General features: G+C 50.1%; 13 protein-coding genes. 9 read left to right on the forward strand and 4 right to left on the reverse strand.

All coding sequences use genetic code 11. The features are described 5' to 3' along the window. The first annotated feature begins 18 nt into the window (after positions 1–18). Both INP79_RS01200 and INP79_RS01205 read left to right on the forward strand, forming a co-directional pair. On the forward strand, positions 19–648 hold the full coding sequence (locus INP79_RS01200) for a hypothetical protein (protein WP_228519665.1): 630 nt from the start codon (positions 19–21) through the stop codon (positions 646–648). A gap of 9 nt (positions 649–657) precedes the next feature. Next, positions 658–4,767, forward strand: coding sequence for a pilus assembly protein (locus INP79_RS01205; RefSeq protein ID WP_194752612.1), 4,110 nt, complete (start codon positions 658–660; stop codon positions 4,765–4,767). 303 nt (positions 4,768–5,070) lie between these two features. Here the strand turns inward: INP79_RS01205 and INP79_RS01210 are convergent, their stop codons facing one another. Further along, positions 5,071–5,226 (reverse strand): hypothetical protein, encoded by a 156-nt coding sequence (locus INP79_RS01210; RefSeq protein WP_019880917.1) that lies wholly within the window; start codon positions 5,224–5,226, stop codon positions 5,071–5,073. Positions 5,227–5,459: 233 nt separating this feature from the next. Between INP79_RS01210 and INP79_RS01215 the strand changes: the two genes are divergently transcribed. Further along, positions 5,460–5,870, forward strand: a complete 411-nt coding sequence (locus tag INP79_RS01215; RefSeq protein ID WP_194752613.1) for a hypothetical protein — start codon at positions 5,460–5,462, stop codon at positions 5,868–5,870. Between the two features lie 4 nt (positions 5,871–5,874). Here the strand turns inward: INP79_RS01215 and INP79_RS01220 are convergent, their stop codons facing one another. The 3 genes from INP79_RS01220 to INP79_RS01230 are packed head-to-tail and all read right to left on the reverse strand — an operon-like array spanning position 5,875 to position 8,183. Beyond that, complete coding sequence (locus tag INP79_RS01220) at positions 5,875–6,378, reverse strand: DUF1993 family protein (RefSeq protein ID WP_194752614.1); 504 nt, start codon at positions 6,376–6,378, stop codon at positions 5,875–5,877. Between the two features lie 12 nt (positions 6,379–6,390). Beyond that, a complete protein-coding gene (locus INP79_RS01225; protein WP_194752615.1) occupies positions 6,391–7,890 on the reverse strand; it encodes a YifB family Mg chelatase-like AAA ATPase in 1,500 nt (499 codons plus the stop codon). A gap of 44 nt (positions 7,891–7,934) precedes the next feature. After that, positions 7,935–8,183 (reverse strand): accessory factor UbiK family protein, encoded by a 249-nt coding sequence (locus INP79_RS01230; RefSeq protein ID WP_194752616.1) that lies wholly within the window; start codon positions 8,181–8,183, stop codon positions 7,935–7,937. Between the two features lie 257 nt (positions 8,184–8,440). On the opposite strand from INP79_RS01230, the gene INP79_RS01235 reads away from it, so the two are divergent. From INP79_RS01235 to INP79_RS01260, 6 genes are all read left to right on the forward strand, one after another. Beyond that, complete coding sequence (locus INP79_RS01235) at positions 8,441–9,352, forward strand: TorF family putative porin (RefSeq protein ID WP_194752617.1); 912 nt, start codon at positions 8,441–8,443, stop codon at positions 9,350–9,352. A gap of 73 nt (positions 9,353–9,425) precedes the next feature. Continuing rightward, positions 9,426–9,764: a P-II family nitrogen regulator gene (gene glnK, locus INP79_RS01240; RefSeq protein WP_018986930.1), complete on the forward strand. Its 339-nt coding sequence runs from the start codon at positions 9,426–9,428 to the stop codon at positions 9,762–9,764. Positions 9,765–9,779: 15 nt separating this feature from the next. Next, entirely contained in the window at positions 9,780–11,180 is a 1,401-nt protein-coding gene (locus tag INP79_RS01245; RefSeq protein ID WP_194752618.1) for an ammonium transporter, read from the forward strand. Between the two features lie 104 nt (positions 11,181–11,284). After that, positions 11,285–12,961, forward strand: a complete 1,677-nt coding sequence (locus INP79_RS01250) for a peptidase domain-containing ABC transporter (protein ID WP_228519666.1) — start codon at positions 11,285–11,287, stop codon at positions 12,959–12,961. Continuing rightward, positions 12,954–14,261 carry an HlyD family secretion protein gene (locus INP79_RS01255; RefSeq protein WP_194752619.1) on the forward strand — a complete coding sequence of 436 codons (1,308 nt, stop codon included), beginning with the start codon at positions 12,954–12,956 and terminating at the stop codon, positions 14,259–14,261. The genes INP79_RS01250 and INP79_RS01255 overlap by 8 nt, the downstream gene beginning before the upstream one ends. Next, positions 14,258–15,979: a TolC family protein gene (locus INP79_RS01260; protein WP_194752620.1), complete on the forward strand. Its 1,722-nt coding sequence runs from the start codon at positions 14,258–14,260 to the stop codon at positions 15,977–15,979. The genes INP79_RS01255 and INP79_RS01260 overlap by 4 nt, the downstream gene beginning before the upstream one ends.

The following is a 15,979-nucleotide window of genomic DNA, read 5'->3' on the forward strand; positions in this document are numbered from 1 at the left end:
CACCAATCCGGAATTGTTTTGTTTTTTGCATTGCTGGCGCTGGCGGTGATGTCTATTGCAGCTGTTGGGCTCATCCGTAGTGTGGATACAAACGCACTGCTGTCTGGCAACCTGGTCTTTAGGCAATCAGCGAACACAACGACCAACGTTGCCCTTGAAGGTATCACCGAGACCATTGCTACAAATGTGTCACTCACCGCCAGTACCGCCAATCACCCAGCTCAGGGGTATTACGCTAACTGCAGCCAGTTTGATACCCAGCCTGATGCGCAAGCCTGCGATGGTGCCAGGTTGACCACGGTGACCTGGGATAACAGCAATAGTGCGATCGTCCCTACGCAAACAGATGGCAATGACGAAATCCGCAATGGAGTGGATCGGCAGGGCAACCAAATCCGCTATGTGGTAGAGCGCATGTGTAACTACACGCAAGCAGAGTTAAATAACGGAAACGCGTTAAGTGATGCCTCACGCTGCATGATGGCGAGTTCACCAAGTAACGGCCAGAAATGCTCTCACAATGCTAACAATCGCGAGCTTTTCAAGCAGTGCATTACCAGCTCGGACTCCCCGCTTTATCGCGTGACCTTGCGCATCACAGGACCTAAAAATACTGTGACTTACATGCAATCCTTTATTTCCAACTAAACAGGTGGAATGATGACTAAACATTTTACGATTCCTACACTCATCTGGCTGGGTACTTTGTTGCCTCTGCTCGCGCAGGCTGAATTTCTTGACCTAGCAAGTACACCGCTGCAAACCTCTGGTAGTTCAGATGTGAAGCCCAACCTGATGTTTATTTTGGATGATTCGGGGAGTATGGGTAATACGTACACCCCTGACTGGGCTTCTACCAGTTACAACCCGTTATTTGAGAACGCATCGTATAACACCCAATACTACAATCCTAATGTGACTTATCTGCCAGCAGTCACTGCAAATAATGTCTCTATGGGTAGTCAAACTACTTTTACCGCTGTAAAAGTAGATGTGACGGATACTGGAGCAGCCAAAGGCGGCACGGTGAATTTAACAGGTAGCGCAGACTATTTTGGGTTTGTGGCCGGAGAGTATTGCACGACTGCAGCCTTGACCAGTTGCCAAAAAAACAGCCAGCAAACCGCGGCGAATATGTTTCCAGCAGACGTTCGCTGGTGCAACTCCTCTGCTGAGGCTAGAGCTGCCACTCCAACTGGCTCGTTGACATGCCAAGGTATTAATGATCAGAGCACCTACAAATACTTAAGACAGCCACGTGCAGCCTACACGCTGAGAATTACAGGTGTCAGTGGGCAGGTCTATGTCGATAGTATCAAGATTAATAATATTGAGCTATTGTCCGGTACCGTTTCGGCAAGCAGTAACAACAACCTCGCAAATGCAATCGTGCAATCAGCTTCAAATAGTACGAGAGGGTTGTGTGACTCTGCCAGTTCGTCTGCCGTGACTGCGACATCCACCATCAGAGTGTATGGTAATTGTCAGGCTGCCCAGACGGCTGTCAGCAGTAATTCGTCAGGGGTCATTAAATTTACGACCATTGTTGGCGCACCGATCAATCCCAATACACCTGTACAGATTACATTCAGGGGAAACGCATCCATCGTGGGTACCTGGGATCAATCAAGCGCAGATGTACCAGGCAGCCTGGTGTACGTCAAAATTGCTGATACCTTAGATAAATACACGGCACCAGGTTCGGTAGAGAAGAGTCCAGATCGGACTGATTGTAAGGGGGCTACTTGTACCTATCAGGAGGAAATGGCTAATTATGCAAACTGGTATACGTATTATAAAACCAGATTGCAGGCAATGAAAACAGCTGCCAGCTTGGCATTTAGTAACATGGACTCGCGCTATCGTATTGGTTTTATGAGAATCTGCGATCCAGGCAATTCCAGTACTTTTTTGCCCGTTGCACCATTTGATAGTACACAAAAGTCGACTTGGTATAACAGATTATATGCAGCCTCTGATGTGTGCGGTTATACGCCGATTAGGATTGCCTTGTCGCAGGCAGGACGCTATTTTGCTGGCGAAAAAAAACTGAATTCTGTTGACCCCATGCAGTATGCATGCCAATCAAACTTTACGTTGTTAACAACGGATGGTTATTGGAATGAGGATAGCTGGAGTGGTAAACCCACTCCAAAAAAAATCTTGGGCTTGGCAGATATAGGTAATTTAGATGGTGGTTCCACGCCTAGCCCTCAATTTGATAGTAGTAGTGCAGCCAACACGCTCGCGGACACTGCCAAGTATTTTTATGACACTGATATCAGAGATGTTTCACTCTCAAATTGTAATGGGGCTTTAGGCAGTTCTGTATGCGGCACTACAAATGATTACCCTAAACAAAATATGGTTACACTCACATTGGGGCTAGGTATTGATGGTACCTTGGTCTATACAGATAATTATAAAAACCAATCAGTGGGCGATTACAACGACTTGAAATTAGGGAATAAAAACTGGCCTAACCCCTTGCCTAGAGCCGATGGTACCCGTATTGATGACTTGTGGCATGCCGCAGTCAATGCAGGGGGCACTTACTACAGTGCTAAAAACCCTAAATTACTACGCGAATCACTGGCTAAAGGCTTGTCTGAAATTAAAGCCATACAAGGGGCGAGTGCCGCCGCTGCCGCCAGTAGCCTGGCCCCTACCACAGGCGATAACTTTCAATATGTGGCGAGCTATCAAACCGTCAAATGGATAGGTAATCTTGAGGCGCGCACCGTTGATGTGAAGTCTCTAGAAACTTCTACAAATGCGGTCTGGTGTGTTGAGAATGTCACTGCTACTGCATGCCCAGCCACCACAGAAGAAGCGCGTATTACTGGTAACGGCAGTACTTCTATTTACTGTAAATCCAGTAATTCAGATCAATCCAGTTGCGATAAAGCTGGCGGTATTTTAGGGGCTGTGCTTGGCACAAGCGAGACATCTTCTTGTTATGTAGAGGTCGCGGGTAGTTGTAAAGGCCGCTTGCAGACACAGGTAGCAAATGGCACACGTAAGATATTATTTAATTCAGGCAATAGCCTGGTGCCGTTTACCGCAGATAGTTTGTCGGCTGATCAGCGGGACACTTTATCTAAAGGATATCTGGCTTTGAGTCAGATGAAAGGCCTGCCAGATTCAGATACGAAGATTAAGGATCCTAACAAGGTCTCTAAACTGGTTGACTACCTGCGCGGCAATAAAACCTATGAGGACACCAGCATCAACACTGTGGCCGCCAACCGTCTCTTCCGTGAAAGGCAAGCCACTCTGGGGGATATCTCGCAGTCTCGCCCGAATTATTTCAAGACCTCTAATGTTGGATATCTTGATGGTAATTACAAAGCGTTTAAAGCATCTACCGTTAGCCGCACCCCCGCGGTTTATGTAGGGGCCAACGACGGCATGTTGCATGCATTTAATGCTAATACGGGTGATGAACTGTGGGCGTTTATTCCGACACCGGCCATCGCTAACTTGGCTAACTTAGCCGACAAAGAGTATGGCGCTAGTTACCACACTAATTTTGTAAATGGTAATCCTGAAGTCGCAGATGTGTGTGTATCAGGTTGCAGTGGAGGTAGTGCCGTATGGCGCACTATTTTGGTGTCAGGATTAAATGGCGGTGGTCGTGGTTATTTTGCACTGGATGTCACTGTGCCTGAGGCCCCTGTGTTTCTATGGGAGTTTAATGCGCAACCCTCTGGTGCAAATAGCAATCTGGGCTTTACTTATGGTAATCCTGTGATCACTAAAATGCTGGATGGTCGCTGGGTTGTTGCATTTACCTCGGGGTATAACAATGGTGATGCCGCTGGTAAGCTTAGCGATGGCAATTTAAAGCCTAACAGCCCTAAAGGGGATGGTCGAGGGTATTTGTTTGTGCGCGATGCTAACACAGGCGCAGAAGTTAAAACCCTGACCAGCAGTGAAGGCAATGCAGCTGCGCCTAGTGGCTTGTCGCGCATTTCAGCATATGCAGACCAGATGTTTGAGAATAATACTGCTGTCAATATCTATGGAGGTGATTTGAATGGTAATGTCTGGCGCTTTAACATTAACACCGGTGCCGTGACCAAAATTGCAACGTTGTCTATAGGTACAGAGGCGCAAAAAATCACCACTCAACCTGAGCTGGGTAAAGTCGACAAGAGTGTGGTGTTGATGATAGGCACTGGTAAATTCTTAGAGCCTGCAGATTTAACCAATACCCCCGTTAACTCAGCGTATGTCATTAAAGATAGTGGTCAAACTTCACCTATTTCGCGTGCGCAGTCCAACGCATTGACTCCTGTTTCGCTGAGTGCTGACCGTAAGGTGACATCTAGCAAAACGCCAGATTTCGACACCGGATATGGCTGGTATGTTGACTTTCCGGCAGGTGAGCGGGTCAATCTTGATCCGTTATTATTAAACGGTGTGCTGCTAATGCCTACTTTAGTGCCTAGTAGTCAAGCATGCAGTGGCGCTGGCTATGGATGGTTTAACTATTTTGATTATAAAAAAGGCAGCTCATTATTAGCGAGTGGCATTGTCTCTGAGAAAATGACCACGCCAGCTGTAGGCTACAATATTGTGTATGACAGTAAAGGAGTGCCGCATGTGGTGGTCACTGGAAGCAATGATCCTACGCCGCAGCAATTATCCATGGACGATCAAGTGTTTGGATTGTCTGGTGCAGGCACTACGACTGAAATCTTCAAGCAAAAAGCCAATGGCAGTTATGGCACCAAGCAAAGCTGGCATGAGCTCATACAGTAAGTAGCAAATAAAAAAGCCCCGAAAGGGGCTTTTTTTATCTCAGCGAGTTACTTCACTCGTTTTGCAAACACATACAAAATCAGACAAATCGCTACAACAACGCCAATCAGGGTATAGATGCCTACCGCGCCTAAAAACATGGTTGCCTCCAGTGATGGTGATGGTCGAAGGTTTATTTTAGGCAAACACTGAGTCAGTGTCTAGGCGTGGTCGAGACGCGTGGATGGAAGGCTGTGTGGCAGAGGTGCTACGTGGGTTTGGTACGGATTAGCCGCGGCTGGTTGCCGGGCAACACTCTGGGTGTTATACCACTTCCAGAGAGAGCTCTGCAGGTTTGTAAATTGCTTGAATATTATTGTCAGCCACAATATCTTCTGCCAAGTACATAATGTCCTGTGCAGTCATCAGCTCAGGCATGCTGGCGGTGTAGGTCAGTGGCTCATCTTGCCATTCGCTCATGATTTTTCCTTTATTGGCGGGTATGTATAACTGTATTAACGTCATGCTTGCTCCATTCTTAAGTCGGGCATCCTGATTTATGGCGGTCATTCATGTCGCCATCGGTTAAAACTATGTTAACCAGCCTGTGTGACGCTTTCGTGAAGTGCATGCATTGTTTAGATGACAATTCCCTTGCTATCTATCTGCCATGAAATGGCGCACAATAAATGCAATTGGAGCGAGGGTTGGCTATGAAAACTGCAAGAGTGTTGGTTGTGCTGGTGATTGGTTTGCTGGGTTATGCCGGGTTTTGGTACTGGCAATCGCTGGCCGAGGTTGAGCCAGCTCACCAGCAGAGTGATGTCGCGCAGGCGATTAATCAGTGTGATTTGATTGCCAGCAAGGCAGCGGCTGAGCTGCCTGAAGTGTTGCCGTTTCAAAAGCTGGAAAAAGCGGCACGGCAGTCACGCGTACTGGATCGCTGCATGCAAGATCGCGGGTATGCGCAGAATCCAGCCTGGGTGACTGAGGCCAATCAGCAAGCGCAGCGTATCGCGCACGAGCAAGGGGTTTCCGAGGCTGAGGCGTATGAAACGCTGCGGCGCCAGGCCATGTTAAAAGCGCAGCCAAACGTCGTTGGCTATTGGCGCAAACCTGCTTGAGCGATTAGCGTTTTTGGCCGAGGTAGTCGGTTTTACCAAGCGGCACGCCAAGGTGGCGCAATATGTTATAGGCCGTGGTGGTGTGAAAGTAGACGTTCGGCATCACCCATTTCTCCAGATAGTCGAGCCCGGTAAATGTCAGGTCGACCTTGCGGATTGTCAACACGACTTCTTTACTGGCCGCGCCTTCCAACTGTTCTGGTTTGATTTGCGCCAGAAAATCTACGGTTTTATCAATTCTGACATAAAGCGTCTCGAAGCTGGTTTCATCATCGGCATATTGCGGAATCTCTAATCCGGCCAGTCTTGCGCCCGCGCCTTTGCTCATATCGCTGACCAGTTGTACTTGTTTGATCAGTGGGTACATATCGACAGCTAGGCGGCTATCCAGCACGACTTCAGGCGCCACTTTTTTCTGCTCAGCGTACAGCTCGCCTTGTTGCAGGATGTGTTTCAGGTTTTGTAAGGTGCGCAACAATGGCGTGATACTGACGTCGTATAAATGCATGGCGTAACTCCTTTAATAGTCATAACGCCGATATTGTAACGCTTCTGCAATGTGGGCATCGCTGATGTGTTCTGTGCCTGCCAGATCGGCGATAGTTCTGCCAACCTTGAGAATGCGATGATAACTACGGGCAGACAGGGAAAATTTTTGCATGGCGCTTTGTAGTAGCTGGCTGGCTTGTTCGCCGAGTTGGCAAACCGCTGAAAGCTCCAGTGGTCCCAGTGTTGCATTGGGTTTTTGCTGGCGTTGCATTTGCCGCTGTCTTGCCAGCATTACGCGGGAGCGCATGCTGGTACTGTTTTCTCCGGGATGATGCTGGCTCAATTCCTCAGGTTTCAGCGCGGGCACATCAATATTCATGTCAATGCGGTCTAGAAGCGGCCCGGAAAGTTTGTTTTTGTAACGTAAAATTTGCTCTGGCGTACAGCGGCAGCGTTGGTTGTAATGGCCAAAATAGCCGCAGGGGCAGGGGTTCATGGCGGCAATCAGTTGAAATTGTGCCGGAAAAGTCGCCTGCCTGGCGGCACGCGAAATCGTAATGTGGCCGTTTTCCAGCGGCTCGCGCAATACCTCCAGTACTTTGCGGTCAAACTCCGGCAACTCGTCCAAAAAAAGCACGCCATGATGTGCGAGGCTGATTTCACCAGGGCGAGGCACGCTGCCACCGCCAACTAATGCGACGGCGGAGGCGGTATGGTGTGGTGCGCGCGAGGGGCGTTTTTTCCAGTCTGCTACCGGAAATTGTCCGGACAGTGACAATATGGCCGCGCTTTCCAGCGCTTCCTGCGTCGTCATCTCGGGCAAGATGCTGGCGAAGCGGTGGGCCAGCATGCTCTTGCCTGTGCCGGGTGGCCCACTCATGAGCAAACTATGCTGGCCTGCTGCCGCAATTTCCAGTGCGCGCTTGGCACGTAGTTGCCCTTTGACCTCGTTGTAGTCTGGCTGCTCGTGTTGCGGGTCGGTAGTGACTGCGGGATGCTGGGGTAGAGATTGCTTGCCTGACAGGTGGGCGCACACCTCGAGCAAGCTGTTCGCTGCAAAAATGGTGCAGCCTTCTACTAAACTGGCTTCGTATGCACTCTCTTGGGGCAGAATGGCTGCTCTGGCGTTGGATTTATCCTGAAGCAGTTGATAAGTCATGGCTAATGCGCCACGAATCGGCCGCAGTTCACCTGTCAGCGCTAACTCGCCAGCAATCACATAGTTGGCAAGATGTTGCCTCGGTAATTGCCCGGAAGCGGCCAGTATGCCCAGTGCAATGGGTAAATCATAGCGACCGCCTTCCTTGGGTAAGTCGGCAGGCGCCAGGTTGACCGTAATGCGGCGGGCAGGAAACTCAAATTGTGCGGTCTGTATCGCTGCACGCACACGATCCTTGCTCTCTTTGACTTCTGTTTCAGGGAGTCCGACGATCGTAAAACTAGGCAAGCCATTTGCCAGATGCACTTCTACCACCACCTCTGGCGCGTCCATGCCGCTCAATGCACGACTGTATAGCACCGCCAGACTCATGTCGCATCCTTCATATCAGAATGCTAACAATTGTAAATTAATTTTTACTTTTTGGCTGCGTGCGCCTGTTCCAGCTGGGTGATTTTTTCTTCAAGTGTTTTTAATTGCTGCTGAGTACGTGCCAGTAATGCGGATTGAATATCGAATTCTTCCCGCGAAACAAGTTCCATTTTGGTGAGCGCGCCCTGAAATAGTGCATTCAAATTGGTTTCTAGCTCTGAAATGGGGCTTGAATCCACTAGTTGTTTGATTTTAAAAGATAATTCTTTGATTTTTTCATTGGTGAATAGCATGATGAAGGCTCCTTTGCACAATATTTTAGCATGTATGACGGGCTTGAAAATATAATTACCTCAATATATAAACGTCATTTTCAATTAAAAACAATTTATTGCGATGTTATTTTAATATTTTAGATGTAATTTATTATTTAAATATATGATTTAATTTGTTTATATGGATTGGCACGTGCCTTGCTTTGTGGTCAATGTTGTTTCATTCTCGTTTACAACAATTCGATCAAAGATTTTCACAGAGAGAGGACTCATAAATGCGTCAATCTATTTTGCTCACAGCAGTTTTGGGTGCATTATCTTTTGCACAAAGTTCATATGCAGCTGAAGAAGCTGCGCCAGCGTCCAATTGGGATGCGACAGCAAACATCAGCTTTGTATCTGACTACTACTTCCGTGGTTTGTCACAAACATGGCACAAACCAACCGTACAAGGCGGTATGGATATTACTCACTCCAGCGGTTTCTATGCCGGTATCTGGGGTTCAGGTGTAACACCAAACACTTATCCTGATGCACAAACTGAAATTGACGTGTATGCAGGTTACAACGGTACGATCCCAGCTGTAGAAAAGTTAGGCTATACCGTTGGTGTATATTCATATATGTATCCGGGCGGTTCCTGGAAAAAGTATGATGGCTTGACTGCTGACCAAGGTAAAAAATCCGGTGGTAAATGGGATACGACCGAGTTGAACTTCGGTTTGTCTTATGACTGGATCAGCGCTAAAGTTTCTTATACATTAACAGACTGGTTTGGTGCTGAGAAAGCAACTGGCTGGGATGGTAGCACCAAAGGTTCTATGTATTTGGAGTTGAACGCGGCTTATCCATTGCCATGGTGGGATCTGACATTGGTCGCTCACGTGGGTCATATGAATGTTGCTGGTAAATTGCAGGCAAGTGGTTTCCCAACTGCAAACGGTGCGCCAGGCACATATGAAACCAACCCTGACTACACTGACTGGAAACTGGGTTTGAGCAAAAGTTTTGCAGTGGGTAAGTCTGAGGGCTGGTCTGCTGGTTTATACTGGGTTGAAGCCAGTAACGACAAATACTGGGGCGGTGGCTACGGCGGTACAAGCTTTAGCCGTTCCATCAACGGTACTACCGAAACTAAAGACCTGAATGATGGTCGCTTGGTGTTCACATTGGGCCGTACATTCTAAAAGTTAGTCAGAAGTAAGTAAGTTTAGATCTGGCGGGCATTGTGTCCGTCAGAGTTAACAACGGGAGAAGCAAATGAAATTTGTATCCGCAATAATCAAGCCATTTAAGCTTGATGAAGTGCGTGAGGCTTTGTCCAACATTGGCGTACAAGGCATCACAGTCACTGAGGTCAAAGGGTTTGGCCGTCAAAAGGGGCATACCGAGTTATATCGTGGGGCAGAATATGTCGTTGATTTCTTGCCTAAAGTGAAGCTGGAAGTCGCCATTAAGGACGACATGCTGGATCAGGTCGTTGATGCGATCGAGAAAGCGGCTGCAACTGGCAAAATCGGTGATGGCAAAGTATTTGTCTTCGATCTGGAACAAGTTTACCGTATACGTACCGGCGAAACCGGTCCGGATGCGCTATAAGAAAGGGCTTCAGCTATGAAGAAAATTCTTTCCATGTTATCGCTGGTTGCCTTGATTGGCCTGGCGGCAACCCCAGTCAGCTATGCTGAAGAGACTGTGACAGAAACCATCACAGTACAAGAAACAGTTACTCCTGATGCAGCACCGGCGGCTGAAGCCCCTGCTGCTGCAGAAGCTGCACCTGCTGCCGCAGAGGCTGCACCAACCTTGGACGTGGGTAATACCGCATTCATGATTGTCGCTACTGTGTTGGTGATTTTGATGACTATCCCTGGCCTGGCTTTGTTCTACGGTGGTTTGGTGCGTCAGAAAAACATGCTTTCCGTGTTGATGCAAGTCTTCGTGGTGTTCTCTCTGGTGTCTGTGCTGTGGGCGGCTTACGGCTACAGTATGGCGTTTAGTGAAGGCAATGCCATTGTTGGTGGCTTGAGCAAGGCATTCCTGTCTGGCATTACGACAGATAGTTTGTCTGGCACGATCCCTGAGTATGTGTTCCTGACTTTCCAGATGATTTTTGCTGCGCTGACACCTGGCCTGATCGTAGGTGGTTTTGCTGAGCGTATGAAGTTCTCTGCTGTCTTGTTGTTCACAGCATTGTGGGTGACTTTTGCTTACATCCCAATCGCACACATGGTGTGGGGTGGTGGCTACCTGGCTGAGCTGGGTGCTAAAGACTTTGCTGGTGGTACGGTTGTGCATATCAACGCTGGTGTGGCTGCGCTGATTGGTGCCTTGTTGTTGGGCAAACGTATCGGTTACGGTAAAGAAGCGATGCCTCCGCATAGCCTGGTGATGACCATGATTGGTGCTTCATTGCTGTGGGTGGGTTGGTTCGGTTTCAACGTCGGTAGCGAACTGGCTGCGGATGCGACTGCCGGTATGGTATTGGTCAACACACAGTTGGCAACGGCTGCTGCGGTATTGGGCTGGATTTTTGCCGAGTGGTTGTTCAGAGGCAAGCCTAGCATGTTGGGTGCTGCATCCGGTGCGGTTGCTGGCCTGGTTGCGATTACGCCTGCTTGTGGTTTCATCGGACCGATGGGTTCCATCATCCTCGGTTTCACCGCCAGCTTTGTCAGCCTGTGGGGCGTGACCAAGTTGAAAGGTGCGCTGGGTTATGATGACTCACTGGATGTATTCGGTGTGCACGGCCTGGCCGGTATCTGGGGTGCGGTGGGTACTGGTGTACTGATGTCTCCTGGCCTGGGTGGTGTGGGTTATGCCGAAGGCGTGACCATGGGTGGTCAAGTGACGACTCAAATCATCGCTGTGGTGGTGACATTGATCTGGACTGGTATCGTTAGCGTCATTCTTTACAAAGTTGTAGACGCTGTTGTAGGCTTGCGTGTAAGTGAAGAATACGAGCGCGAAGGTCTGGATACGACAGAGCATGGTGAGCGTGCTTATAGCATCTAATCCATGATGTGAAAAAGAAAACGGCTCATTGAGCCGTTTTTTTTTGAACTTAATAAAATACATTGTTATCCATGTAGTGGGCCTGAACTAAAATAACTCTTACCATGGCAAATCTGACTCCCTCCTTGTTGAGCCCCGTACAACGGGTATTAAAACTCGCCACCTTTGAAAAGCAGGATATTCTGCTGCTGGTTTACCTGACGCTTGCCTATGGGGTGTTGGGCATCGCGACGCCGGTGGCGGTGCAGACCATGGTCAATATCGTCACCATGGGCGGTGTGCTGCAGCCATTGTATGTGGTCGGCTTTATCCTGTTTTGTCTGCTGGCTTTGTCGGGGGGCATTTACGCGATTGAGAGTTTCCTGGTTGAGCTGATTCAGCGCCGGGTATTTGTGCGGCATAGTTTGCTCATTGCGCAAAACACACAACAGATTCATGTCTCTGTTTATGACCAGCACAATCCAGTCGAGCTGGTAAACCGCTACTTTGATATCCAGACCGTGCAAAAGTCTGTGGCGACGCTGCTGACTGTTGGTCTGACCGCCTTGCTGCAAGGCCTGATCGGCAGCGTGGTATTGCTGTTTTACAGCTTGTATTTCGGCATCCTGGTGATCCTGATGCTGATCGTATTGTGGGCGGTCGTATTTCTGCTGGGCAAACAGGCAGAAACCACCGCACTCAAGGAGTCCAAGGCCAAGTACGATATGGCCGCCTGGCTGGAAAACATTGCACGTAATAAATGGTTATCCAAATTTTATGGTGCCAAGCAACGCACCACAACCAATACCGAGGTGCTGGCGCAGGACTATCTGGATGCCAGAGTACAACATTTCCGCGTATTAATGACGCAGTTGATCGGCGCGGTGGGTATGTATGCGGTCATAGGTACCGGCATGCTGATTCTCGGCGGGACGCTGGTGATCAAGGGGCAGATTAACCTGGGCCAGTTTGTGGCGGCAGAGCTGATTATTTTTGGCGTATTGTCTGCTTTTGTGCGTTTTGTGACCAAGCTGGAGTATTTCTACGATTTACTGGCTGCGGTTGATAAATTGGGCGTGCTGGAAACGTTGCCAGTAGAGGCCGCAGGTGAGCATCAATCCAGCCTGGAGGGGTATCACCCGCTGAAAGTGGCCGGCTTGGGATTTAGCCATCATGGCCAGCCAACCTTGATGAGTCAGGTCAGTTTTGAATTGCAGCGTGGCCAGAGTCTGGCCATTCTGGGCGCATTGGGCAGTGGTAAAAGTACCCTGCTCGAATTACTGACCGGCCTCAGGCAACCGGTGCAAGGCTATGTCAGTTATAGTGGCATAGACCTGCGCCAATTGAACCTGGATCACCTGCGTGACCATATTGGTATTGCCAACAAGGTGGAGTGGCAGCACGGCTCGATTCTGGATAATCTGCGCCTGACCCGCACGGAGATCCCTCTGGATACCATGGTTGATATATTGCAAATGCTGGGCTTGTGGGAGGATATCAGTCAGTTACCTAAGGGCATGGATACGATATTGACTGATTATGGTGCACCCATGACCTATACCCAATTGCAACGCCTGATGCTGGCCAGGGCGATGATAGGGCGCCCGGAGTTGCTGATGATTGATGGCTTGCTGGATGGGCTCGGTCAGCAGGAGCTGGATCAGGTGCTGACCTTGCTTAAGCGTCACCAGTCAAATTGGATGTTGATTGTGACCACCCGTTTCCCCCATATTGCACAGCAATTCCAGCAGGTGATGACGCTGGATAGCCCGCGCGGCCAGGCGGGAGACCAGCATGCATAATCAACTGCAGCAAACATTGATGGGCACGGTGCAAACGCCGCAGCGTTTGCGCGTCTGGATTAAACGACTGGCCTGGTTGCTGGTTGGTTTACCGACGATGTTCCTGTTTTTACCCTGGCAGCAAAACGTAACAGCCTTGGGTAAGGTGACCGCCTACTCGCCTTCTGAACGTGTGCAGACCATTGATGCGCCGGTGAGTGGCATGATTAATCGCTGGCATGTGCAAGAAGGCTCGCAGGTCAAAGAGGGCGATTTGCTACTGGAGATTGCCGATACTGACCCTAATTTTAAGCAGCGTCTTGAAGCACAGCGGGATAATTTGCAAAGCAAGCTGGGTGCGAAACAGGATGAGTTGCGTAATTACGAGTTACAAAAACAGAACCTGGCCGCTGCGCGCGATGCCAAGATTTCTGCGGCGCAATACAAACTGGATGTGGCTAACCAGAAAATCCGCAGTAGTCAGGAGGCGGTGAATTCGGCACAGGCAACACTGGATGCTGCCAGCCAGCAAGTGCAGCGCCTGCAACGCCTGTTTGGCGATGGCCTGGTATCCAAGCGTGACCTGGAAGTCGCCGAGCGTGACCATATTATCGCCAGTCGCAGTCTCAACAGTGCGCAAGCGCAATGGCAGTCGGCTAAAGCGGAGGCCAGCTCTGCCGCGGCGGATATCCAGCAAACCCGTTCTGATACCCAGGCATACCTGGACTCGACGTCTGCGGTGATCAACAAAATCCGTGGCGAAACCGCAGACAGTGAAAATAGCCTGCACAACTCCGAGATCTCACTGGCGCGGCAAAATATGCAGCGTATTGTTGCCCCCAGGGATGGCACGATTTTCAGGCTGCCAGTGAATTCACAATCGCAAATCATCAAGCAGGGCGATCCCTTGCTGGTGATTGTGCCGCATACCTCTCAGCGTGCGGTCGAGTTATGGGTCGATGGCCGCGATGCGCCGTTAATCACTTCCCGCAGCAGTGTGCGATTGGAGTTTGAAGGCTGGCCTGCGATACAGGTGCCGGGTTGGGCACAGGTTGGCGTCGGCACTTTTGAAGGCGAAATCTCCTTTGTCGACCCGACGGACAATGGCTCTGGCCATTTCCGTATCATGGTAGTGCATAAAGCCGGTACGCCTGAGTGGCCGTCTGCCAGGTTTTTGCGCCAGGGCATCAGTGCCAAAGGCTGGGTGTTGCTTGAGCGTGTGACCATAGGCTACGAGTTGTGGCGCTTGCTGAATGGCTTCCCGCCACGCATCCCGCCAGAGCCTGTACCTTTGCAGCAGGCCGGAGGCAAAGCCGCATGACGCGCTTGCTGGTCACCCTGTTAGCCCTTGCCTCGCCATGGGCGACGCTGTGGGCGGATGACGTCACGGATACGCGGGCGCGGCAACGCCTGGAAAAAACAGAGGGGCGTTCACTGGAAACCTATAGCCCGCAACCGGGCGTGCCGCTGCACGATGCGGTCAAGCAACAGCAGCAACGCAAATCGTCGGTGACGGTTGATTTAAAAAGTGCGTTAAAGCCGTTTGATAGCCCGGAAAGTGAAAGTATTGTGCCAATGGCGCAAGGCTCTCAAGTCAGCATTGCCGATATTCGCCAGCGCGCCCTGCAAAACAATTTGCAAATCAAAGTGGCAAAAATGGACCCTGAGCTGGCGAGGCAATCGCTACGAGAAGAGCAGGCCAAGTTTGACCAGGTGATTTTTGCCTATGCCAAATATGCCGAAAAAGACACGCCCGCCATGTCTGGGGATAAAATCATTATCAAGTCAGACAATGCTTTGCTGAATGGCGAGCTGGCCAAGCTCAACCTGGATGCGCAGAAAAAGGAATTCTGGGATGTGGAGGCGGGGGTCAAAGTACCTTTGCGTACCGGCGGCACGGTGACTTTAAGTGCACCGTTGGAAAACCGGCAAAGCCTGGGCAAGTTTGCCAGCGACCAGTACCGCAGTGCCTTGCGTTTCTCGTTTAGCCAGCCTTTGTTGCGTAATGCTGGCACGCAGGTCAATGAAGCCAGCATCCGTGTTGCCGAGCTGGACCGTGACAGCGTACAACTGAAAACGCGATTGCAGACGATACGCATTGTGGCAACCGTAGATAAGGCCTACTGGGAGCTTTACGAGGCGTGGGCGGCACTGGATGTACGCAAGAATCAGTATGAATATGCCAGCCAGAACCTGGCCATGGTCAAGCGCCGGGTGCAAGAAGGCTTGACCGCGGCGGTTGAAGTGAACCGGGCGCAAATTGGTGTCGCTGACCGTATGGAAGCGCTGATTGTGGCTGAAACCAATCTCAAGCTGGCACAACGGCAATTACAGTTTTTGCTTAATGATTTGCCTGACGATCAGGCAGGACAGTCACCCTGGGTGCCGATGACAGCACCTAACCTGGTTAGGTTTGAATTTGACCGCGCGCACTTGATCCGCGATACGCTGGATAGCCGTATTGAGTTGCTAGACCAAGAGTTGAAGTTAAGTGCTGATCTGGTGCAGATTGATTACCTGCAAAACCAGACCTTGCCATTGTTTACCCTGGATTATCAATATGGTGCCCTGTCAGGTTCTGGCGAGCGGTTTGGTGATATTGGCCAGGACTTATTTGATGGCCGCTATCGTGACTGGTCGGTGGGCTTGAAGTTTGAAATGCCAGTGAGTAACGAGGCCCGCAAAGCCAAGCTGGACCGGGCCGTGGCACAACGCATGCAACGCCTGACGACCAAAACGCTGCAAACATTAACCGTGAAACGCGAGATTCATGACGCGCTGGATAAAGTCGAGCAAAACTGGCAGCGCATTATTGCGGCGCGCCAGCAGGTACTGGTCGCCGGGATTAATTACGAGGCTGAACTCAAACAGTTTAATGAAGGCTTGCGCACCATGACCGAGGTGCTGGAAACGCTGACGCGTTTAGGCGAGGCACAACTGAAAGAAATCCGCGCGATCAGTGATTATCAAGTCTCTTTGGTCGATATGGCCTATGCTACCGGCACTGTGCTTGGGCACGGCCAGATCAGCTTGCAGTAA

This window comes from Methylophilus sp. QUAN, from assembly GCF_015354445.1.
Classification (GTDB): domain Bacteria; phylum Pseudomonadota; class Gammaproteobacteria; order Burkholderiales; family Methylophilaceae; genus Methylophilus.

Bases quoted from the DNA above. Each gene is read 5' to 3' on its own strand.
- INP79_RS01245 (WP_194752618.1), top strand. From the start codon at position 9,780: ATGAAGAAAATTCTTTCCATGTTATCGCTGGTTGCCTTGATTGGCCTG.
- INP79_RS01250 (WP_228519666.1), top strand. From the start codon at position 11,285: ATGGCAAATCTGACTCCCTCCTTGTTGAGCCCCGTACAACGGGTATTA.
- INP79_RS01255 (WP_194752619.1), top strand. From the start codon at position 12,954: ATGCATAATCAACTGCAGCAAACATTGATGGGCACGGTGCAAACGCCG.
- INP79_RS01225 (WP_194752615.1), bottom strand. From the start codon at position 7,890: ATGAGTCTGGCGGTGCTATACAGTCGTGCATTGAGCGGCATGGACGCG.
- INP79_RS01220 (WP_194752614.1), bottom strand. From the start codon at position 6,378: ATGCATTTATACGACGTCAGTATCACGCCATTGTTGCGCACCTTACAA.
- INP79_RS01205 (WP_194752612.1), top strand. From the start codon at position 658: ATGATGACTAAACATTTTACGATTCCTACACTCATCTGGCTGGGTACT.
- INP79_RS01215 (WP_194752613.1), top strand. From the start codon at position 5,460: ATGAAAACTGCAAGAGTGTTGGTTGTGCTGGTGATTGGTTTGCTGGGT.
- INP79_RS01230 (WP_194752616.1), bottom strand. From the start codon at position 8,183: ATGCTATTCACCAATGAAAAAATCAAAGAATTATCTTTTAAAATCAAA.
- glnK (WP_018986930.1), top strand. From the start codon at position 9,426: ATGAAATTTGTATCCGCAATAATCAAGCCATTTAAGCTTGATGAAGTG.
- INP79_RS01210 (WP_019880917.1), bottom strand. From the start codon at position 5,226: ATGAGCGAATGGCAAGATGAGCCACTGACCTACACCGCCAGCATGCCT.
- INP79_RS01235 (WP_194752617.1), top strand. From the start codon at position 8,441: ATGCGTCAATCTATTTTGCTCACAGCAGTTTTGGGTGCATTATCTTTT.
- INP79_RS01260 (WP_194752620.1), top strand. From the start codon at position 14,258: ATGACGCGCTTGCTGGTCACCCTGTTAGCCCTTGCCTCGCCATGGGCG.